Source organism: Providencia sp. PROV189 (assembly GCF_028480065.1).
GTDB classification, from domain to species: domain Bacteria; phylum Pseudomonadota; class Gammaproteobacteria; order Enterobacterales; family Enterobacteriaceae; genus Providencia; species Providencia stuartii.
Map to the genome: position 1 here is coordinate 55,778 of NZ_JAMPOG010000002.1, position 23,087 is coordinate 78,864.

A 23,087-nucleotide genomic window follows, 5' to 3' on the forward strand; every position below is an offset into this window, starting at 1 on the left:
AGATCACTCCTTGTCCTGTTTAAGTTCAAATGGTTCACCGAGTGAGAGCATCAGTCGATTAGCCCAAGAGAAAAAGGCGGTTGATTGGATCAAATCAAGTAGCTCTAGCTCACTTAGCCCTAGTTGACGTAGTGTCTCAACCTGTTGATGCGTGGCTCGTATTGGTGTCGTTGATAGCGCTGTCGTGAAATCCGTAATCGCCGTTAAACGGTCATCAAAACCCTCAGCTAAAATCGCGCCTACTGGCGTTGCGATAAGCTTCTCAACATCCGCTTTACGCTCTTTGGCATATTGGCTGGCTTTACGAGCATGTACCGAAGCACAATAGATGCAGCCGTTCACCTTGCTAACCGCCGCAGCAGCAAATTCACGTTCCCAACGAGGTAAGCCGCCGAGGGTATAAAAGACGCCACGATCGATAAGCGTACGTAGTGTTAGAATGTGACTTTGATGGGCGAGCAGCAAAAAATATTCAGAATTAAGTTGGCCGAATTTTTTCATCACCTGAGCTTCATCTGCTTCTAGCGTCTGTGGATCTCTCGCTCGTAGCCATGATTCCCATCCAAGTTGATCTTGAGTGAAGGCGGTCGGAGCGGGTTGGCCTTGATGAGTGTGTGAGTTGCTATTCCATTGTCCAGCAGTAACTGGCTCAGCAGATTTGGTGATAGTACTGTTACCTTGCAATAATCTTAACCCTTCAATTAAACGGGCTTGATAGGTGACAAAAGTTATTAATTGCGCAAGTAGGATAATATCCGCTTCGTGCCACCCTTGTTCAATAAGGGCATGAATGAGGGAGTAATGAGTTTGTTTTGGCTGGCTCACCAATATGCGTAAATAGTGTTCAGCGGCTTGAAGCGCTGGCGTATTCAAGTTAGGTGAGCGCTGCCCTAATAATTGATTGTAAAAATCGGCTAGCACATGGCTACCTGTCTGTTCAGCGATAATTCGCGCAAATAAAAACTTAATTTCTCCGGTTAATTGGGGTGACGGTGCGGAAAAAATCGCTTCAAAAGCAGCTTGCGTATTTTCTGTCGCGTTTGAACGTTCTTTCCTTGCATCTGCTAAGGTAGACTCTGGTGTTATATTGATTAGCGCATCAATTAAATCATAATTTAAAATCGGCATTTCATAACTCACTTTTTTTTAACGTTTTTTATCTCCTTCATTACATATCAAGCGAATCGTTATTCGAACGAACAAATTATTATATTCATATACCTAAAAGGCATATAAAATAGGTTATATATTCTTTTTGTATTAAGTTATAACGAGATGATCTAAATAAGATGTAAAAAATATGATTATACTGGCCACATTATTTACACAGGGTCGTAACATCATGTTGAAACAAAAAATAAAATACTTATCGCTTATTGCTACCGCTGTTATTGCATTAGCTGCATGTAATGATAATAGTGAAAAGGATAATCCGAATAAAAAAGAGATCACTATAGGTTTTGGGGTTGGTAATTATATCGACCAAGTTGAGAAAGGGATTGTACCCATCTTGGAAAAGAAGGGTTATAAAGTCAATTTACGCCAATTTTCGCAAAATAGACAAATAAATCCCGCCTTTGAAGAAGGTTCTATCGATGCCTCGGTAAACCAGAGTCGTGCATATATGGAAGCTTATAATAAGAAAAATAATATTAATATGGTGGCATTAACTGATTCTCCGAGTGCACCACAAAGCTTACGTTCGAATAAACATAAATCATTAGACGAAGTGAAAGACGGTATGATCGTTGCTTTATCCAATGACCCCGTAAATGCAGAGCGCGGCGCACGTATTTTAGAAGAGTTAGGTTGGATAAAAATTAAACCGAATATCAGTACATTAACCTTTAGTGTTAATGATATCGAACCTGCTAAATACCGTTTAGATATACGTGAAACCGATGCAGCTCAGGGGTTACGTTTATTAGATGATGTTGATTTTGTTGTTGTTAACGGCAACTATGTTGCCAGCGCTGGTCAGCGTATTGCCGATGGGCTGGTTGTAGAAAATTCACCATTAGAGCATCGGGTGATTGTGACTGTTATGCAAGACAATGTGAATTCCCAATGGGCAAAAGATTTAAAAGAGGCTTTTGAATCTAAAGAATACGCTGATTACATTCGTTCTCAGTCTATTTATGATGGTTTTATTGAACCTCAAGCATGGGCTAATTATCCAAAACCCTAGTCTATTTATTATTTTTTATTATGTTACATTTGACCACCTAATATTTATATTAGGTGGTTTTTTATTTGAGTGATACGATTTTCTCTTCTATTTTTAATATGAAAATTCCTCTCTTTACTGATCTAGACAAATTGTGTTTTTTTCGTTAATTAGTTATTGAACAAGCTAAAAATTAAAAATTGAATTAACACATCATCAGGGGAATATTATGGAAAATGACTTAATCACAGCACTTAAATTATTAAAGTCAAAAACATGGGTTGATTTAACGCATCCTTTTGATAAAGATTCACCGCATTTTTTTATGTTTGAATCGGCAAGCATAAAGACATTATTTGATTATCCAGATGGTTTTTTTGCCCAACAATTTACTTTTCCAGGCCAATATGGCACACACATTGACGCCCCCTGCCATTTCGTTGAAGGGAAACGCTATCTACATGAATTAGAACTAAAAGAGTTAGTTTTACCCCTAATTGTGATTGACCAATCAAAAAGAGCGAAGCAAGACCCTACGTTTGCATTTTCACGTCAAGATGTACTCAATTTTGAACAAGAGTACGGAAAAATAGAGCCTGATACTTTTGTTGCACTACGGACTGACTGGAGTCATCGCTGGCCATCTCAGGAGGCGATGGATAACAAAGATGCAGAGGGAAATAATCAGATACCGGGTTGGGGGATTGATGCATTGAAATTCTTATTTGAGGAAAGGGGGATCAAAGCAATAGGCCATGAAACCTTTGACACCGATGCGGCTAAGGATTTTCGTCGCCATAATGCATTATTAGGTGAATACTATGTTCTAGAGCAGGACACCTATCAAATTGAATTGATGACCAATCTGGACAAATTACCGACGAGAGGGGCGGTTATTTTTAATATTGTTGCCAAACCTAATAATGCGAGCGGTTTTCCCGTGCGTTCTTTTGCTATCTTACCTTAATGCTTCCCTTATCTTTATCAACCTGTTGTGAGGCAGGTTGATACCTTTTAGCGATAAATTTATTCGCGACCTCCGTATTTTGCTGAATATCGTTCCTTAGATCGATGGTCAACGAAGGTTATTTATTTCTATATTAATAAATAAATTAACGTTGCTTTAACAATTCCAGCGATAGGGGGGTTGAATGAACTCAAGATCCGTCATCATTACAGGAGGTGGCACAGGGATTGGTGCGGCGTGTGCGCAACTATTCACACAGCAAGGGGATCAAGTTTTTATTGTTGGACGGCGTGCAGAGCCGCTAAATGCAGTTGCACTTGAAACAGGTGCCATTGCTATCGTTGCTGATGTCTCAACTGAAACTTCATGGAACGAAATTATTTTGCCACAAATTAAGCAACATACGAGCACTATTGATGTGCTGGTGTGCAATGCAGGCGGAATGGGGTTGGGGCGTGTTGAAGATATGAATGACCAACAGTGGCATCAAGCGATGAAAGCTAATCTTGATAGTGCTTTTGCGAGTGTTCGTGGTTGTATACCCCTATTAACGCAAAGTCACGGTAATGTCTTATTTGTCGGCTCACTGGCATCGTTGGCCGCAGGTCCGGAAGCGTGTGGGTATGTGACAGCCAAACACGCCTTAATAGGATTGATGCGCTCCGTTGCACGTGATTATGGTCATCAAGGTGTCAGAGCGAATGCGGTTTGTCCCGGCTGGGTTAGAACACCAATGGCAGATGAAGAGATGCAGCCTTTAATGGAGCAGCATCAATTTACATTAGATGACGCTTATCGATATGTATGCCGTGATGTACCGTTACAGCGCCCTGCAACGGCAAAAGAGGTCGCATTGGCATGCCGATTCTTATGCTCTACTGACGCATCAATGATTACAGGTGCTGCACTGGTTATTGATGGTGGTGCAAGCGTCGTTGATTTACCTACACTCGCTTTTACTTAAGGAGCTATTATGATTGAAGAAGTGGCTTTTATCCAAGTTGGCGCATTGTCAGATGGTTTTGCTCCAGATAGCTATATTTTAGAAACCAATAACCAATTAACAGGTAAAACATTTCAATTGAGATTCGCTGAAAAAGACCGGCAAGAAGATATTTCTTTTCCAGCAGATCAACAAATTGAATGGCAAGGTGTGACAATTGATTGCCGTGTTACCTCAATTCGTTCAGGGGTTTATTTCGTCAATTTTATCTCCCCAGATGATTGGCAAGCCAGTGTTACCTTAATTATCAATGAAAAAGACGGTAACTGTGTATTAGTGCAAGGTAAACTCCCTGACGAAGCAGATATCCGCATTTCTGCCTTTAGTAAAGTAGAGCAAAATCGCCCTTTGACAGATGTCGAAGTGGAGATTTATTTTGGCACTTTAGGAGAGGCTCAACGCTCCTTACCGGCCTACACATCTGAATTAATTGGTATGCGCAATATGTATACCTATAACCCAAAAGAGCGCTATGAACATGTTTATCTTAACGAACAGTTTTATGCGTGGCATTGTTTAGATGGGGTCGAAAAGGGGTTAGCTGATGTTGACCGCTGCCACTATATTAAGGTATCAGAGCAGCTATATTTATTTATTTGGCGTGAGAAAATTATTCCAACACTCGGCATTATCCTGATTGATTTAGATATGATGAGGACGGATGGTGGGATCATGGGGTATCAGGATCAGGCCTTTAGTGCGGTTAGCCTATTTCCCGTTGGGGCGCATGCCACTATTTTAAATAAAACCAGCTATCTGAAATAATTATTTATATGCCACTCGCTATTACGCGAGTGGCATTCTGCTTAAAGCACCAAGACTATCCATGCTGCTGCTAGTAGCATACATAATAAAGCGACGATCCCTCCTGATTTGGCAAATTCCGAAAACGAAATTTTCACACCATAAGCGGCAGCTTGTTCGACCACAATGATACCGGCAAGGCTACCAAAGACGAATAAATTACTTGAAAAACCCGAGCCAAGTACTAAGGCGGCACCTAATGAGTCGGTATTACCGCTGGATGATAAGAAAGGCACCAGTAACATTACTGCGGGGTTATTACCAACAATGGTACTTAACACACCAGTGATCAAGAAAAGTACGATAGGGTTATTTAGCTCAACACCGTTATTCCGTAAATCATTTAACATTTGCTGAGGCAATCCCGTTGATGCAAATGCAGCATTGACGACAAATAATCCCATAATCAGTAATAACAGATTACCATCAACTAATTTCAGCATATCACTTGATGCAATTGAGCGATTTAGCAATAAAAACCCAGCCGCAGTTAATGCAATAAGCTCTCTTGGAATATCACTGATGACGAAAGCGATAATAACAATTAACGTAATAATGCCCGCTTTACTGGTTTCCCATACATCAAGTTTTGTTGCAGGATCAGTAGATGGAGTAGGGGGGGCCGCGGCTCCATCCACGGATGTTTTCGCCAGATACCAACGGCTCCGATAAAGAAAAACTAAAACAGCCCAAGTCAGTGGTAATGAGAGTAAGGCTGGTACAGCCGAAGCTTGGAGTAACCCAACAAATGAAATATCTAGCCCTTGGGCTGCGATCATATTTTGTGGGCTACCGATCAAGGAGCCAGAAGCGCCATTATTTGCAGCAAAGCAAAACCCTAACAAAAAAGGGACAGGGTTTAATCCCCGTGACAATGTAATAGAAACTAATAATGGGGTCATTGCCACCACAACAACATCATTGGTCAATAAAGCAGAAAGTAAACCACCTACAGCAATGAGTACAGCGAGTAACACAGGGGCACTGACTTTGAGCATGGCAACGCGGTTTGCCGTCCAGCTGTAAAATCCAGATACGACAAAAGAGGCGGAAACCACCATCAACCCAAATAACATACCAATAGTACGATAATCGATCGCATTCCATGCTTGAGGAGGGGTAATACTACCGACAGCCATCATGGCTAAGGCACCAATAACAGCAGCACCGGTTCTATCCACTTTAAAACCGGGGAGCTTACCAAACCCCATCGCAATATAAACAAGTAAAAAGATAATGATTGTGAGGCTCATAAACCATTCACTCATATTAGTAAAATTACGGGTAATTTAGCGGTGAAGGATCAATGAAGCAAGTTAGAATAACCTTTAAATAATAATAAGTTGTGAAAAGTCATTTAATGATAATCCTAATCAGTCTGAGTTAAATAAAAAATATTCGATGGATGGCGATCATAACCGTTGAATAGCATTCACAGCAGGTTTATTGGGCAAAGGTTCAATCACATAACGTAGGCTATGGTGTTAGCATGAATAGGCAGCAAATTGCAGTAAAATTTCTTACTGATGGGAAACCAATGGTCCAATAAATGACGCGATAAAAGGGTTCCATTGGTTAGTGCGGAATGTAGATCAAACTAGAATGGGAGAGTTCACTCGATTGCCATTATACTTCCGTTCTCCCAATATATCTTTCTTTCAGTAATGAGGCGTGGATTGCAATATCCAATATCGGTGATGGTGGCAAATAGTTCGCTTGCCCAAGTTGCTGCATGGCATCAATTAAAGGGTTATCAACTCCTAAAGCATAATCTGCCAATAATGTTCCTGCTATGGTTTGTTTTGAGATCCCAGCGCCATTACAACCGCCCGCGCTATACACGCCTTTCATGAGTTTGCCCCAAATAGGAGCACCATTTCTGGTAACGCTGATTGTACCGGACCAAGTATTTGTTATCGGAACGTCGGCTAATTGCGGGTAGATTTTATTGAATAGCTGTTGATGCTGTTGTGTCACTCGATAAGTTTGTTCTGCACTGATCCGCCCACATATCGCAGGGGTAACATGCTGGCGGATCAATATACGCTGATCTTTGGTATAGCGTAACGTTGCGCCAGCAATAGCATTCACAGGTGTTAAGCCCCAGCTCTTCATCGCAGGTAAGCGTTGTTGTTGTTCGAGAGAAAGTGGGGCTGTGATACTGGCAAATGTCGCCATTGCTGCTTGGTTATGATTAATTGGTGTTAATTCTCTAGAGAGTGCATTCGTTGCTAACATAATGTTTGCTGTACGAATATTGCCATAAGGAGTCAGTACCTGTATGGTGGCGCCAGGCTGTATTGCCATAACGGGAGTGTAATTATACACCTTTACATTCTCAGGTAATGAGCGTGCTAAGCCTACCACCAATTTTGCTGGATTAACGAGAATTGAATTTGGTGTGTATATCCCTTTATGATAAAAATGCGTACCTAATTTGTGATAGAGCATCTCCTTATCGAGTAATTGATAAGGTTCACTCATTGTATTGAGATTATCGACATACTCTTGTAAAACACCTTCATTCTTTTTATCAACTTGGCAATGATATTTGCCGGCACTTTCCCAGTCACACTCAATCGCAAACTGTTCAGTTAATGTCGCGAGCTGATGAATGCCTTCTTCAAGCAACGTGCGATAAAATTGGGCTTTCTTTAGTTCGGCCGTTGAACTGCCAATATTATGAGGTAACCCAATAATAAATCCTGAATTTCGAGCAGATGAACTTTCGGCTGCCGTTGCGCAATCAAGGAGAATAATTTTAAGGTTCGGATTGTTGTGTGCAAGTCTTCTTGCAAAAGATAAACCCGCGTAGCCGGAACCTATAACTACCCAATCTGCGTCGGTATTTTGATTTAAGGTCGGATATCGGGGAGTGCGTGAAGTTTCATTTAACCAACCATTTTCGTTTTGATTAAATGGCACGGATGCGTATTTCATCTAATTTTGCCTAATAATATCTTGTGCTAGCGACGATATATGATGGGTATTGACATCATAATCAAAAGGTTAAATAACACTTAAAGATCATGACTATAACGTAAATTTGATTTTTTGATAGTGAAGAAAACTCAATTTCACATAAAACAGAGCGATGCTCGTGTGGTAACAGAGTGGTAAAACGCGGCATATTGTTTTCATAAACGCTATCTATATCGAACGTATAAATATTCCATTAATAATCAGTTATATGTTGATTTTTTTACCAATAAGGCAAATAGAGAATCTCCATATTATTGGGGATTCTCTATTCAGTGATTGATAAAAAGGGATGTTAGCGAGGTGATTAGTGTTTTTTATCCTGACTATAGGGTTTAGATGCATCTATCGCATTTAAGCGCTCTTTCCATAGAGGATGGGTACTTAATAGCTTACTCTTCATTTCAGGTGATATGTTAGCCAGCTTGATAAATATTGATTCCATCATCTCTAAAGGGCGTTCTTGTTTTAACATATACTCAATAGCAAATTGGTCAGCTTCTAATTCCATATCCCGAGAGTAGCTCAATGTCATTAATTGATTACCTGAATTTAACAATATGTCTTCAATCCCTGATGATTTGCGCAGTATCCACATGCTGACAAATTTTAACGATGATGAACTCACTAAAGAATTCATTATATGATGATGATAATGATGGCCCATTTCATGTAATAAAACGGAAACAAGTTCATTTTCATCTTCAATTAAGTTAACTAACTCATCAGTAATGATGATTGTACCGTCAGTTAATGTTAATGCGTTGGCTTGTTTCGGGTAGTCTCTAAAAATAAGCCGTGGTTTTAAATCATAATTATTAAATTCTTGAGGTGTAATTCTTTCAAATAGCGCCTTAAGTTTTTGCTGCTTTTTTAATGGCAATTTACTTGGTTCAAGTACACTTTCATCTAAGAGTACGAGTGTTTCTTGGCCAAGGTGCATTTGAATTCGAACAGGAGTCTCTTTAGCAATAATCGATGCCATTGATGGTAGAAAGAATTGGAAAAAGAGATATACCATAGGAATAATACAGGCTAGTAAATACAGGCTAGCCATTTTATAACGTTCTAAAAAGTGAATAACACCAAAATGGAGTTTGCCTTTTTTCAGAACGAGTTTGTTACGTAAATGTTGCTCTTTATCACAGGTAAAACATCCACCATCAGAAAAATAGATAGAGTCTGGTAGTGTTCCTAGTGGTTTTGATAAATGAATATCTTGGTATAGATATGTTTTAACTTCATCGTTAACGTGAAGAGTAATTTGATGCTTATCATTATCTAACTCAATAAAGGCACTGTGTTTCAGTGCCTTTTTATTATAAGTATATTCACCCACTATGTTCACAACGATAATCCAAAGTCGAAGGAATCAAGCGTTTCATCATGAAAAGAATTGGAGTGAGTCTCATCATGAGCGAGTTCATTCTCTAGAGACATATCGCCTGTAATTTTAGTGTTCATGGCGAAATATCGTGCATGGCGAATTTGAGCAATAGGCGTAGCTAACCCTAGCGTAAATATAATAATAAGACTATTAGAGAACAGTAAAATTAGGTAAGAAAAATAGGTGATGGATGAGCTAAATTTTAGCTCGTTACTGAATTCTAATTTATTGAAAAACTCACGTCTCATCATGATATGAATGTAACTATAAGAGAAGAAAAACCCTACGTATAAGTATAAATATATGAATAAAAACAAAAAAACAGGTGGTTCTAACTCACTGAAGTTGCTTTCGTGTATGATAACGGTTTTTATCATAGAGATGATGCTAAACCCGCTTAAGATGATGAAAGGAACCAGTATTAAAAAAGCGATACTATAAATTTTAGCCACTGCCCGATAATTCATTTTTAGCTTAAATGCAGATTTGCCAAAGTAAAAGTTATTTGCGAAATACTCATACAATTGTTTGGTTCTTATTGCAAAAATGGCATATAAAGAAATCGCTATTAATAACAAAGTCGCGTATGTGCCGATAAAGTATCTACTCAGATTTATATGTTCATTGGTATTCGCTGAACTAAAGATAGCGATTAAACCTATGACTTGTCCTACCAAGAATGAAAAAGCAATTGCACCTAATAAAAGTAATAATGGAAGGATAAAAAAGTACCAATACCCTTTTTTATAACTGCCGAGAAAATTAAATCTTACATTTCTATAGCTTGTCATAATGGCATGGAAACGACATGAGCGAATAATAAAGTAAGGTAGCATCAAGAAAAACAGGGACAGAATAACATATGCTATTGGTTGGAAAAGATAGTTAACGGCTAAATATAATGCAAAAAAGAAAAATATAATAAGCCTAGATACTAGAATCCTTACAGGTGAAGCATGATACTCAAGACGTGAGCCATTAACCTCAGTATTACCTAAGAAGTAGCGTTGGGTTCTGACGGTGGCCCAAGCTGAATATATACCTAGAGTGAGTATCGTCAATAAAACATTCACTATCCATATAAAGAAATACTCAGTATTGTCACCATGAAATTTAACATGATGAACTTGACTACGTATATCTTCCTTTTCAATATCGATATCCAAAAGGTTTTTTGTTGCGTTTTCCATAAGGTTACTCTATTTATGTTTTATTTACAGTGTGCTGGGGATATAAAAAGTAACTTACATTTTAAAACGCTATACGTAGACAATTAGGCTGAAACTAATGAGATATAACGCATAGTGATGTGTATTTAGATGAAAATGACAGTAGTTAGTGAATTTTCAAGTATAAAATACAGCAAGCTAAATATGATACAACGGTTTATTCGTTAAAAATGTAAATTCCCAGCTTTACCAATCACAAATTTTGTGACTTAATCTAAATTATTATTAAGTAAAACTCAATATAAATAAATCATCATATGAGAATTTTTATCTTCATAAAGGGACAACTTGTGGTTGTTTATTAGCTTTAATAGAGTAAAAGAGTTAATTCAAGAATTATCCTATTTTGAATGAATGTACTGTATGATTCACACTTTATATGAGACATGTCTGGATTTGATGATTTTTATCATGAAATGGAAAGCTTTCTTTTTTTAGATTATTGGGATTGCCGATACTATAGTGGTTCATTTATAGCGAGTGACAATAGCATTTTTGATTTATCGACTCTGTTGGTTCAACATTGATAACAGTAAAAATCTCTTTATCTAAGGAAATAAAAATGATAGGTCGCACAGTTAATAGGGAGTGCAACAACTACCAGAGACAAAAAATATATTCCATCGGGATAGAGGATTTGTATTGATGTTACTTAGCTAATGAATAGTAAAAAATACGGATACGTTATTTAGATTAGAAGATATGTAATTTCAGATATTAATGATGGTTACTTTCACTCTCCACACAAAATGGAGAATGAGTTAGAAGTAAGAAATATCCGAACGTTGTAAGGTAATTTATATCCCTTTAGTTAAATGGACATAACGAATCCTTCTTAAGGGCTAGTTGTAGGTTCGATTCCTACAGGGGACGCCATGATAAGCGGAATAGGTGATAAAAGGTAATGTGAGTTTGTTGAAATGCGTATTAATAATAATTTTTACTAAGCAGTAATCCCTTTCGTGAGGCTGTTATTAAATGCTATACATAATACAAAAGCTCATAAAATGTTTTAGATGCGTTATCAGAAAAAACAGTGATAAACTTAGACGTTGCAAAGCATTGCGTTAGGCAGGTGAATGCATTCATGGAGGATGCTATTTATCCTGTAATTAGATTTATTTTCTATCGACCCAAACTTCGTGGATTAGTCGGGATAGCTAAACCAGCTCCTTAATGAGTAGGCTTCGCCAATGTAATGATAGTGCGTTATGGCATTCGTTCTTCTCGCTCATATCTTAGCGATGGCGTAAACTTATTTTAACTTAAATGCGGTTGTATTGTATTTTTTCACATATCGGAGATGGTCATGTCGGCTTCGTTATTGACAAAACAGAATCATGGAGATACCGCACGACCTAATGTAGCAGTTGAACAAGATTAGTGATGATAGCTGAGAACGAACAGCAGGCGATGTATTTGCTAAATTACATTAGAACGGAGTGTTTACAATAAGTTAAAAGAATTCTGCAAGCTTACTTAAGGCTTTTATGGCTGAAATTGCCACATCCTTATTGGGGTCCTTGCACAACTCAATAAGCCTAGAAATAGCAGTTTGCTGTTCAATCGTTGCCTTGTAATCTCCGAGAGCGGTGATTGCGGCTATTTTAACATCGTCATTACCTCTATTTGTTAATTCAACGAGTGTATGAATTATATTATTTTCCATATAACTTACCTTCAAATCCATATTTGATTTCTCATTTTGATATATTAAATGGAATTAAAGAATATTTTCATTCATTTATTGAGCACTAAATGAAATTAATTGTTATTTTAACTCGGAATATGTTTGGAATCTAACTTAAACGGGTAATGGATGTCACAGTGCTGGGATTTAGTTAAAGCAATGTGGGGCCTTGAATAACATGCCTTTGAGGAATCAATCGCTTTTTGATGGGGGGCTTGATTAATGTTGTCTATTAGCTATGGTGGCTAATAAGTGACTTTGAGATGAAAACCTTTTACACGCGCGCAAGCAACAAGGAACAGTGTTAACTTATTCATGACGAGATGAAACCGGAAAGGAGGCCGAAAGTAAAATACAGGCTTGACGTATAAAAAACGGTTTAGAGGGCATTAGCAGGCAAGTTGATTACTATTGTTAGTGCCTAATGTGCTAATACGCTATGCGGTGATGTAAAGCCGACAAAACACAGTCAATGCCGCAGTAATGCTAAATAATTGATAGCATGAAGAGCTGAACAGACTTAGCCACATTAGGGCATTGATACTCAATGTCGATTAATGGTGTACAAGAGAAAATCATTGCTGCTATAGGGTAACGGACAGAATTTGCCAGAGCAGTTCCAGTTTTGTCGTGCAGCAAGACACACAAAACTAATGGCAGGATATAACTCGATAGTATGAAGTTTTTCTTTTTGTCGAGTTTATTAAAATTTTGCGCCAGTGGACGATACATTAAAACATCAATCATCATCATCGGTTTGTTTATAGGCGTTATCTTGGAATTACGTTTAGTTTCATTGGGGTAATAAAAGTGTGTGAGACCCCATATTCCCCTGAGAAATATTTATTCAGTTTAGTATTATTTAACTCAACGGACAGGTAAAGCAGGTTTTTAGTGGGAGGATAGCGGGTTTATTGGCTTACAGTGGCGTCCCCTGCAGGAATCGAACCTACAACTAGCCCTTAGGAGGGGCTCGTTATATCCATTTAACTAAGGGGACATAAATTATGTTACAACGTCCGGCATTCTACTTCTGACTTCTAATTGAATCAAGTTGTTACGTGGAATTTCTTTTATAAAAGAGTAATAAACTATAGTTTTAGGTGATCTTTTGCGCGATATGTTAATGAAACTATAAAAACACGTAATGTTATTATTGAGGGTAATTATGGCGTGAATTGCTCATCCTATGCAGGGATAAGCCGTAAATCGAGATTCGCATTTTTGATGAGTAATGCTAAGTAAACTCAGTGAGCGCCGATGTTTATCGCTTATCTTAAAAAGCCCATTCTAAGCCTCGTGAACACTGTACTGTTTATTACTCCATTGTAACGGATACAGTTAGCCAATCGTGCATTTGATCACTTTTCTTATAAAAACAATATACTTAATAATGTATACTTAGCGTTATGGTTGCTTGGTCATATTGAGCACTCAAATTGGTTAACAATTATATTTATTTGGTTTTAATATAAACGCATTGGTTTATAATTTGAATTGAAGTGCCATGGCTGGTGGTACAGGGAATGGAGAGTATTATGAAGTTTCGCATGAGTGGCGTTCTTCTTGCGGGGGTTTTGCTTGTTGGGTGTTCAAGCTCAATTAATCCTGAAACTCAGGAGCGCTCAGATCCGCTTGAAGGTTTTAACCGAGCGATGTTCAATTTTAACTACAATGTGTTAGATCCCTATATCTTAAGGCCGGTTGCCGTTGCTTGGCGCGATTATGTACCTATGCCCGCACGAAATGGTTTAACGAACTTCTTTGTCAACCTTGAAGAGCCAGCCAGCATGCTGAACAGCTTTTTACGAGGTGAAGTCAGCCAAGGGTTTAAACACTTTAACCGTTTCTTCCTTAACACCGTCTTTGGTGTTGGAGGACTCATTGATGTAGCTTCAATGGCTAACCCGCAGTTAGCAAAAGAAGATCCTAAACGTTTTGGTAACACATTGGGTTACTATGATGTAGGTTATGGTCCTTATGTGGTGTTACCTGGTTACGGTAGTTTTACACCACGTGAAGAGGGCGGTAATTTAGTTGATGATCTTTACCCAATGTTGAGCTATCTGACATTCTGGATGTCGGCAGGTAAATGGGCCTTAGAAGGCATCGAAACGCGTTCCCAGCTACTCGATTCGGATGGATTGCTGAAAAATTCGTCTGATCCTTATTTGTTGATGCGCGAAGCATATTTCCAGCGAAATGATTTCTTATCAAGTGGTGGGGAGTTAAAAGCGACGGAAAATCCAAATGCCTCAGCTATCGAAGATGATTTAGATTCTATCGATTAATGACAGGAAGCTATCACTCTCTTTTGCTATGTATGGCATCAGAGAGTGATAAGAGTATTATTCATTGCCTCGTTTTCCTCGAGAAGTGATTGCATCAATCAGAGCAATAACACCTAAAACACCAATAAAGCCAACCGTAAACAGTGTTCCCATAAATACCTCCTCTCTATATCGTCATATTAACCTCTTTAGAATTAACGGTTAGCTTACGATTATTGCTTAAACGTTAATTTATTTTTCCTATATGCTAGCGGCGCTACGCCGAACCAGACAATGACTACATTGTACTAGGCGTAGTGACAAGAACATGCAGGGTGTGTGATGTTATGAAAATGAATTGCAAAACTATTTACAACGAAGTGATCGAGAAAGAAGAAATTGAAATAGTTTTACAGTGATAAGCCCGATAAATCATTAGTTAATACTAAGATAACATTCAAGCCACAATTTAATTTATAGATTTACAGGGATAAAAGTCAAGAGCACTTCAGGTCTGAACGGCCTCAAACTCACTTTTAGGGGGATTTAAAGTAGTGTATTTTTCTGTTTTAATAATTAATGGTTACTTATTATCAAGAAAATCGAATGTAAATCAGTTAATTATTTTGTAAAAAGGTAAATTTTTGGTGTGAGAGTTTTTATTTCTGCTTGTCCGTATTTTCGGTTTATTGCAGCTACGACATATAAGATGGAGACAGTAACTAGGTTAATACTCTTTTTATCCTTTTAGGACTAAAAAGAGAGATTGGTGCCAATTAAAATGAGTTATCGTTTTCATTAATGACGTTCAGAAGATAATGGGAGAATCATTTTAACGATTATGTTCCTTAAACAAGAAACCCCATGTAGAAAAGCATGGGGTTAGCTAACGGTTTGGCAGAGGGATCATCCCCTGTTATTTATTTGCATCGACACAATTAGAATGTGTAGTTGAAGTTCACACCATACAACCAGGCTGACCCTTCAGATTTAAACTCATAAGCAGGAAGTGGCAGTGCGTTAGTTTCTACTAGCTTCTCAGATATGTTGACTTTTTTACCGTACATATAAGAAATACCCAAGTCTACAGAAGCATTTTCATTAAATGCATAGGTTGTACCCGCACTTAACCAATAGCGATCTTGGTCTGGGATGGAAATTGAACGGTATTTTGTCGGTACAGGGCTTTCGTCATAGGCGATACCTGTACGGAATGTCCAGTTATCATCATAGTAATAGGTTGTACCTACTGCGAAACGCCAAGCATCTTTAAAGTTTTCAGCCTTGTGGAATAATTGCTTTTCATCACTACTACGATATGCTGTTAAATCTTTGAATTCACTCCAGCCAGTATAAGCTACGCTGTAGTGCAATGCCCATTTTGGAGCAACTTTATGGTAACCTGAGAACTCCCAAATATCAGGAAGGTTTAGGTCAAGCTTACCTTTGATTTTTTCACCATCAGTGCCGACAATACCAGCGCCATTAAGGTAAGGGTTATTACTTGGAAGGTCATTTGAGTACTTACCATCTTTAAACTTGACGGTAACTTTAGAACGATAGGTTAAACTAAAACGGTTATCTGGATTGAGTTCGTAGAGGATACCTGCGTTCCAGCCGTAGCCCCAATCATCGCCTGTCAGTTTTGCCATTGTTGTACTAGCAGGAATAGGTGGTAATCCAAGTTTTGGTGTTAATTTACCTAAATCACCTGCATGGCGAGTGATTTCAGCATCGGCATAAACCGCATTGACACCTAAACCAAAACTAAAGTTATCATTTAAACGGTATGCACCACTTAAATTTAAGTTGGCTGTTTTCAGGTCAGTTTTACCGCCAATAGGGCCTGCTGCATAGTTTTTACTAAAGTCAGTTGCGAGGCCAAAGTTGGTGGTCATTGATGTACCTACCGCCCACTTATCATTGATAGGGAAAATGAAATGCGCGTTAGGCACGAGAGCGCTTGGTGCAATATCATTTGCGGTTAAGTTACTGCCTAAAGGAGATGCTCCACGCCCTTTAATATCAACACTTGGGTCAATATAAACTGCACCGACTGAAATGGCTGGGCGATCAAATAACATCATTGCAGCAGGGTTACGACTACCTTCACTTGCGTTGTCACCGAGTGCGCCGGCTCCCGAAAATGCACGTCCGAGCGCAGATGTGGAATATTCATTAAGCAAAAAACCAGCGGCGCCCGCATTAGATGAAACTATTGCCACTGCTATTGCTAAAGCTGATCGAGTAAATAGGTTTTTCTGGCTCATGACCAAAACCCTCTTGTTTATTATGTATATTAGGCGACTTCTATCGCAAGAAGCGCAGAATTGTAGGGTCGCTTGCCTCTATGACAAATCAGACCAGTTACTAGAGTATAGGTCTGACCACCTCATATGTTGCAAGCATGTTTTTCGTTTATATACAAATTGTTTTCAAAATTGCGATGTATTTAACAAAATGGCAACATCCGTTGGGCGTAATTCTGTCATTGATGAGTATTTATGGGGTTAGATCAAACTTATCTCAGATAGTCAGGGAATAGGCTTGATATACACTGGTTTTTCTCTCTTTTTCAGCGTTATGATAGCAACTTAACAGTTTGTTGATTTGGAGAGTAAAATGACTGATGCGATTAACCGTTGTAGCGCGGAAGAAACTGCTGCTTGCTGCTGTGTAGATGTGGGTACAGTTTTAGATAATAAAGATTGCACTGCATCGTATCAGCATGTTTTCGCGAGCCATGAAGAAGCGGAATCTATGTTGAAACAGCTAACTGAAAAGGCCAAATCTGTTGAGTCAGAACCTTGTGCTATCGACCATTCCATCACCAATGTTGAAGGTGGTGTTGAGTTGTCTGCAAACTTTACTTTTAGTTGTGAAGCAGAAAGTCTGATTTTTCAATTAGGCTTACGCTAATCAAACAACTGATTAACTCTTTATCTCCTTCACTATAGTCTAATTGCGCTATAGTGAAGGTGTTTTTCTATTTAATTCCCTTTATTTTCTGCTCAACTCTTTTCTGCTTTCATTAATATTCATTAAGTTGTGTGCAAGCTCGCATTTTCTTAATGTCGCTATTTTCTGAATGTAACGTTTATGTTAACAATATTAAACAGGTCAGACCTCTTTGGCGAGGGTCAGTTAGCCACAAGCACTTTTTTAACAGGTTACGAGAATCGGTTAAATATAAATAAGTTACACCTATTATTTTAAAGTGCGGGTTTCACTTGTGGCTACAGAAACCAGCATGAAAGGTTTAGAGGTCATAAAAAACGGTTTATCACTTTTTAGCAGGAGCTACCATGAATCAACTTTCCCATCATGGCGAAAGCACTTATGCAGCAAAAGAGAGGATAGCAATTATTAGCGGCCTCCGTTTACCTTTTGCCAAGCAAGCCACAGCATATCAAGGTATTGCTGCGGTTGATCTGGGAAAAGCTGTTGTTGCAGAACTGCTAAGTCGAAGCGGTATTGAAAAACAACTTATTGAACAGCTGGTGTTTGGGCAAGTGGTACAAATGCCGGAAGCCCCGAATATTGCGCGGGAGATAGTGCTCGGTACAGGTATGAGTGTCTCGACGGATGCCTATAGTGTTTCTCGCGCTTGTGCGACGAGTTTCCAGGCTATGGCAAATATTGCTGAGAGTATGATGGCTGGTCATATCTCAGTTGGTATTGCTGGAGGTGCAGATTCATCTTCTGTATTACCTATCGGGGTTTCCAAGAAACTTGCAGCAACGCTTTTGTCATTAAGTAAAGCGAAGTCATTCGGGCAAAAGCTTTCATTGATGTCGAAATTACGTCTAAAAGATCTGTTACCTGTCGCACCCGCCGTTGCAGAATATTCGACAGGTTTACGGATGGGGGATACGGCGGAGCAAATGGCGAAAACGTATCATATCACTCGTGAGCAGCAAGATGAACTTGCGCATCGCTCACATCTGCTCGCGACCAAAGCTTGGGAAAGTGGTGTTTTGGAGCAAGAGGTGATGAGTGCTTACATGCCGCCATTCAAACAAGCCTTCACTCAAGATAATAATATCCGTACAAATTCAGTTTTATCTTCTTATGCAAAGTTAAAACCTGCATTTGATCGTAAACACGGTACGGTGACGGCAGCCAATAGTACACCACTGACCGACGGAGCGGCCGCCGTGCTAATGATGACGGAATCTCGTGCTAAAGCATTAGGTTATACCCCATTAGGTTATATACGTAGCTTTGCTTTCTCTGCTATTGATGTTTGGCAAGATATGCTGTTAGGCCCTTCTTATGCGACACCAATAGCGCTTAAACGTGCGGGGTTGACGCTACAAGATTTGACATTAATCGATATGCATGAAGCTTTTGCCGCTCAGACGCTAGCGAATCTTAAACTCTTTTCTAGTCGCCAATTTGCTCAAGAAAAATTGGGGTTATCAAAAGAAATTGGTGAAGTAGATATGGATAAGTTCAATGTGCTTGGTGGGTCTATTGCTTATGGTCATCCATTCGCAGCAACAGGAGCGCGTATGGTGACACAAACACTGCATGAATTACGTCGCCGAGGTGGTGGGTTTGGTTTAACAACAGCATGTGCTGCTGGTGGGTTGGGCGCTGCAATGATTTTGGAGGTGGAATAATGACGCACCATTCAGAAACAGGGGTTCAAGCCGGCCTCGTGCATGAAGCTTTTCGCCTTGAAGTTCATGCCCAAACAGTGGGTGTCATTTTCATTGACGTACCAAATGAAAAGGTCAACACATTGAAGGCTGAGTTTGCACAACAGTTCCTCTCTATTTTACAGCAAGCACAGTCGACACCTGGTTTAAAAGGATTGGTGATCACCTCTGGGAAAAAAGACAGTTTTATCGCGGGCGCGGATATTAGCATGATTGCTAACTGCCAAAGTAAAGAGCAAGCCAGTGAGTTATCTCGAGAAGGGCACCTGCTTTTCGAAAAGCTAGAAAACTATCCTTTACCTATTGTTGCGGCAATCCATGGAGCCTGTCTCGGTGGTGGGTTAGAACTTGCATTAGCATGCCATGTCAGAGTGTGCTCGAATGACGATAAAACGCGTTTAGGCCTACCTGAAGTCCAATTAGGCTTACTTCCCGGCTCAGGTGGAACCCAACGTTTACCAAAATTAATTGGCATACCAAATGCACTGGATATGATGTTAACGGGTAAACAGTTACGCGCGAAACAGGCACTAAAAATGGGGTTAGTGGATGATGTCGTGCCTGAAACCATTCTGTTAGATGTCGCTATTGCAATGGCGAAAAAAGGTAAAATCCAACGCGCGCCTATTCATTGGCAACATCGTTTATTAAGCAGTAATTTATTACGTAATAAAGTCTTTTCCAGCGCCAAACAAACCGTAATGCGCAAAACGAAAGGCCATTATCCTGCTCCAGAGAAAATTATTCAGGTTGTCAAAACAGGGGTAGAAAAAGGGGCTAAAGCCGGATATGAGGCAGAAGCCAAAGCGTTTGGCGAGTTAGTGATGACACCAGAGTCAGCCGCACTAAGAAGCTTATTCTTTGCGACAACGGCATTAAAAAATGAAACGGGGTCTAGTGCAAAACCACTCGCATTTAAGCAGATTGGTGTGTTAGGTGGCGGTTTAATGGGAGGGGGGATTGCATTTGTCACCGCAATGAAAGGTGATCTTCCTGTCCGTATTAAAGATATTAATGAGAAAGGCATTACCCATTCACTGCGTTATAGCTGGGATCTATTAACGCAAAGAGTTAATAAAAGGCGCATGCTTGCTCGCGAGCGTAATGCAGTGATGGCAAAAATATCAGGCACGCTAAATTATCAAGGGTTTGAGCATGCTGATATTGTGGTTGAAGCTGTCTTTGAAGATCTCTCACTAAAACAAAAGATGGTTGCAGAGGTACAAGAGGTCACCCACGGGAAGGCGATTTTTGCCTCGAACACTTCTTCATTACCTATTCATCAAATCGCTGAAAATGCAGCCCACCCTGAAAAAGTGATTGGCCTACATTATTTTAGCCCTGTTGACAAAATGCCTCTGGTTGAAGTGATCCCTCATCAGCAAACAGATGCAGAAACCATTGCGACGGTGGTGGCTTTTGCGAAACGCCAAGGTAAAACGGCCATTGTTGTGGGGGATGATGCAGGCTTTTATGTGAATCGTATTTTAGCGCCTTATTTGTGTGAAGCGGCTGAATGTTTAATGAGTGGCGAATCAATTGAACATATTGATAGTGCGCTTGTTGATTTTGGCTTCCCTGTTGGGCCATTTAACTTATTAGATGAAGTCGGTATTGATGTCGGAACTAAAATTTTACCTATTTTAGTCAATCGCTTTGGTGATAGGTTTAAGGCTCCTGAGCTTCTGGATAAAGTGAATAAAGACGACCGTAAAGGCAAGAAAAATGGGAAAGGCTTTTATTTGTATGGGCATCAACCCGCATCTAAATTGATGTTCTGGAAAAAATCTAAAAAGCGTCAGGTAGATAGCAGTATCTATTCATTAATCGGTATTCAGCCACAAAATCATTTGAGCAAAATTGATATTGCTGAACGCTGTGTGATGTTGATGCTCAATGAGGCTGTTCGCTGTTTAGATGAGAATATTATCCAAAATGCACGAGATGGGGATATTGGCGCGGTATTTGGTATTGGCTTCCCGCCATTTTTTGGTGGGCCATTCCGATATATGGATAACTTAGGTATTCAAAAAACAGTAGATACGATGAATCAGTTAGCTGAGCGTTACGGTGATAAATTCCGCCCTTGTGAACGCTTGTGTCAGATGGCACAAACAAATGAAACCTTTTTTCCAGCAAACAAAAGTTGAGTATTGTGAAGCCACTTTCAAGCAGCCATAACGGTGGCTTCTTTAATTAACAACCTGAAATACCACTTAGCGTACAACTGTGTATTTTAAGGTACGATGATGTAACCAAAAAGCCTGATGTATTTGCTTTAATATAGCAATCATCGGGTTTTTTATTGATTGAAAATAGAAAAAGTTAGATGGCCTCTAATGTAGTTAATTGGTAGGTCAGAGGGGCCGATGGGAGCGGGAGCAATAAGGTAATTAGGCCACTGCTGCATGCTTTTCAGACAAAATTAAACGCAAAAAATTACTTAAATCATTTTATTTGTCGGTAGTTTGATGCAGAATCACTTTTCGCCCCACTGATGGTGACTCTGACAATAAATTATTTTAACAAAAAGATTAGCCAGTGCTATTTGCTAGGCTACTCAGATGGTGGATTATGCAAGTTTATATTATGCGTCATGGTGATGCCGCACTACAGGCTGCAAGTGATGCGGCAAGAGCGTTAACTCAAAAAGGGAAAGATGATTCGGTATTGATGGCTCAATGGTTGAATAAACGTCATCCAGAGATTGATCATGTCCTAGTAAGTCCTTATCTTCGAGCAGAGCAAACACTACAAACTGTCCGTGAACATCTTAGCCTACCTGAACAAGCTACGGTAATGGAGATGTTAACACCCGGTGGGAATGCGGCATTTGTGGCAGATCATATTCGTGACCTAGCAATAATGGGAGCGAATGCCGTATTGGTGGTATCTCATCTACCTCTTGTCGGGTATTTAGTTTCAGAGTTATGCCCTCATGAAGCACCTCCGATGTTTATCACTTCTTCGATTGCCTGCATTGAAATGGATGTGAAGCACCATAAAGCCCATTTAGATTGGATGCTCAGCCCAGCTCAATTACTCTCAGTCAATCAGTAATGGCGACCAGTTAGCCCCTAGGGGCTTTTAAACGGTCTGTTGTCGTGATGAAAAATGGCTAAAGTTGTATTGTGTAATATGAAGACGCTGAAAATTGCTAGCGCCTAATGTGTTCTTGAGTTTCAATTAATAAGAGTAGTGACGCATTCCCGCCCCATTCTTTAGGTGCTTGATGAAAAGCAAGAATATCTGGGTGTTGGGCTAACCACAGGGGCGTTTGCTGCTTTAAAATATGCTTACCATGGCCGTGCATAATGCACGCACAAAAGACATTTTCGCGTTTACATGCGGCAATCAGCGCCCCAATTTCCTGTTTCGCTTCTAATTGCGTTAAGCCATGCAAATCAAGAAAAAGTTCAGGAACATAATCGCCTCGACGCAATTTTTTCAGTTCGTAAGGGCTAGAGCCGGGTTTCAAATAGCGAGTTGGGCCTTCATCTTCCAATTGAGGTTGAAATTCATCTGAAAAATAAAATGAAGCATCGATTTGTTCTTGTTGGACTTTTTTACTTGAAGGATGAGTGACTTTTGTTCGCACAGGAGTATGCAAGATTTGATCTTGTGCTATCTTTTTTGTGCCGCGAATAGCTTCTTTAAATAGATGAATGTCATCTTTGTCTAATTCAAATTTATTTTTCATTCGATTAATTATCTTAGCTAGCTGTTTAATTATCTTTTTCAGATAGTACTTATCTACATTAGTGTAACCTATTTTTGGTGACGAAGGTTATAGCTGTGGATTATAAGATTTAACTAACAAAATTTTAACGTTATGGGCAGTTTACATTGACAATTGTAGCTGTATTGACTAATTGTATATACATATATATACCTGTTATCTATTGCAGTGGTAAATGTACTTATTAA

Annotated in this window: 17 protein-coding genes and 1 tRNA gene; 9 read left to right on the forward strand and 9 right to left on the reverse strand. The window is 39.3% G+C overall.

The window, feature by feature from the left end; translation table 11 throughout:
* Nucleotides 1-3: 3 nt before the first annotated feature.
* Nucleotides 4-1,128, reverse strand: coding sequence for a CMD domain-containing protein (locus PR833_RS00650; protein ID WP_272525810.1), 1,125 nt, complete (start codon nt 1,126-1,128; stop codon nt 4-6).
* A gap of 172 nt (nt 1,129-1,300) precedes the next feature.
* Between PR833_RS00650 and PR833_RS00655 the strand changes: the two genes are divergently transcribed.
* The 4 genes from PR833_RS00655 to PR833_RS00670 all read left to right on the forward strand — a co-directional run bounded on the left by PR833_RS00655 (nt 1,301) and on the right by PR833_RS00670 (nt 4,902).
* Complete coding sequence (locus tag PR833_RS00655; protein ID WP_004921277.1) at nt 1,301-2,188, forward strand: MetQ/NlpA family ABC transporter substrate-binding protein; 888 nt, start codon at nt 1,301-1,303, stop codon at nt 2,186-2,188.
* A gap of 208 nt (nt 2,189-2,396) precedes the next feature.
* On the forward strand, nt 2,397-3,134 hold the full coding sequence (locus PR833_RS00660) for a cyclase family protein (RefSeq protein WP_040133306.1): 738 nt from the start codon (nt 2,397-2,399) through the stop codon (nt 3,132-3,134).
* A gap of 184 nt (nt 3,135-3,318) precedes the next feature.
* Nucleotides 3,319-4,098, forward strand: coding sequence for an SDR family NAD(P)-dependent oxidoreductase (locus PR833_RS00665; RefSeq protein WP_004921272.1), 780 nt, complete (start codon nt 3,319-3,321; stop codon nt 4,096-4,098).
* A 9-nt stretch (nt 4,099-4,107) separates the two neighbouring features.
* Nucleotides 4,108-4,902, forward strand: a complete 795-nt coding sequence (locus tag PR833_RS00670; protein WP_272525811.1) for a MoaF C-terminal domain-containing protein — start codon at nt 4,108-4,110, stop codon at nt 4,900-4,902.
* A 41-nt stretch (nt 4,903-4,943) separates the two neighbouring features.
* Here PR833_RS00670 and PR833_RS00675 read toward each other — a convergent pair whose 3' ends face one another.
* The 6 genes from PR833_RS00675 to PR833_RS00700 form a co-directional block, all read right to left on the reverse strand.
* The gene (locus PR833_RS00675) at nt 4,944-6,194 is read right to left on the reverse strand and encodes an SLC13 family permease (protein ID WP_272525812.1); all 1,251 of its coding nucleotides are present in this window, start codon (nt 6,192-6,194) and stop codon (nt 4,944-4,946) included.
* A gap of 373 nt (nt 6,195-6,567) precedes the next feature.
* The gene (locus PR833_RS00680) at nt 6,568-7,881 is read right to left on the reverse strand and encodes an NAD(P)/FAD-dependent oxidoreductase (protein WP_272525813.1); all 1,314 of its coding nucleotides are present in this window, start codon (nt 7,879-7,881) and stop codon (nt 6,568-6,570) included.
* A gap of 346 nt (nt 7,882-8,227) precedes the next feature.
* Nucleotides 8,228-9,268, reverse strand: a complete 1,041-nt coding sequence (locus PR833_RS00685) for a M48 family metallopeptidase (RefSeq protein ID WP_014656295.1) — start codon at nt 9,266-9,268, stop codon at nt 8,228-8,230.
* On the reverse strand, nt 9,265-10,497 hold the full coding sequence (locus PR833_RS00690) for a YjgN family protein (protein WP_272525814.1): 1,233 nt from the start codon (nt 10,495-10,497) through the stop codon (nt 9,265-9,267). The genes PR833_RS00685 and PR833_RS00690 overlap by 4 nt, the downstream gene beginning before the upstream one ends.
* A 1,495-nt stretch (nt 10,498-11,992) precedes the next feature.
* Nucleotides 11,993-12,205: a HEAT repeat domain-containing protein gene (locus PR833_RS00695; protein WP_104873590.1), complete on the reverse strand. Its 213-nt coding sequence runs from the start codon at nt 12,203-12,205 to the stop codon at nt 11,993-11,995.
* A gap of 946 nt (nt 12,206-13,151) precedes the next feature.
* A tRNA-Arg gene (locus PR833_RS00700) sits at nt 13,152-13,226 on the reverse strand.
* 538 nt (nt 13,227-13,764) lie between these two features.
* Here PR833_RS00700 and mlaA point away from each other — a divergent pair.
* A complete protein-coding gene (gene mlaA / locus PR833_RS00705) occupies nt 13,765-14,517 on the forward strand; it encodes a phospholipid-binding lipoprotein MlaA (RefSeq protein ID WP_014656294.1) in 753 nt (250 codons plus the stop codon).
* 917 nt (nt 14,518-15,434) lie between these two features.
* Here mlaA and fadL read toward each other — a convergent pair.
* Nucleotides 15,435-16,766 carry a long-chain fatty acid transporter FadL gene (gene fadL, locus PR833_RS00710; RefSeq protein ID WP_272525815.1) on the reverse strand — a complete coding sequence of 444 codons (1,332 nt, stop codon included), beginning with the start codon at nt 16,764-16,766 and terminating at the stop codon, nt 15,435-15,437.
* A 352-nt stretch (nt 16,767-17,118) separates the two neighbouring features.
* On the opposite strand from fadL, the gene PR833_RS00715 reads away from it, so the two are divergent.
* The 4 genes from PR833_RS00715 to sixA all read left to right on the forward strand — a co-directional run bounded on the left by PR833_RS00715 (nt 17,119) and on the right by sixA (nt 22,220).
* The gene (locus tag PR833_RS00715; RefSeq protein ID WP_004921249.1) at nt 17,119-17,415 is read left to right on the forward strand and encodes a YfcZ/YiiS family protein; all 297 of its coding nucleotides are present in this window, start codon (nt 17,119-17,121) and stop codon (nt 17,413-17,415) included.
* A 386-nt stretch (nt 17,416-17,801) separates the two neighbouring features.
* Nucleotides 17,802-19,121, forward strand: a complete 1,320-nt coding sequence (gene fadI, locus PR833_RS00720) for an acetyl-CoA C-acyltransferase FadI (RefSeq protein ID WP_004921245.1) — start codon at nt 17,802-17,804, stop codon at nt 19,119-19,121.
* A complete protein-coding gene (gene fadJ / locus PR833_RS00725; protein ID WP_004921242.1) occupies nt 19,121-21,310 on the forward strand; it encodes a fatty acid oxidation complex subunit alpha FadJ in 2,190 nt (729 codons plus the stop codon). The genes fadI and fadJ overlap by 1 nt, the downstream gene beginning before the upstream one ends.
* A gap of 424 nt (nt 21,311-21,734) precedes the next feature.
* Nucleotides 21,735-22,220, forward strand: coding sequence for a phosphohistidine phosphatase SixA (gene sixA, locus PR833_RS00730; protein ID WP_004921240.1), 486 nt, complete (start codon nt 21,735-21,737; stop codon nt 22,218-22,220).
* Between the two features lie 97 nt (nt 22,221-22,317).
* Here sixA and smrB read toward each other — a convergent pair whose 3' ends face one another.
* Nucleotides 22,318-22,860 (reverse strand): endonuclease SmrB, encoded by a 543-nt coding sequence (gene smrB, locus PR833_RS00735; RefSeq protein ID WP_004921238.1) that lies wholly within the window; start codon nt 22,858-22,860, stop codon nt 22,318-22,320.
* Nucleotides 22,861-23,087: the final 227 nt, after the last annotated feature.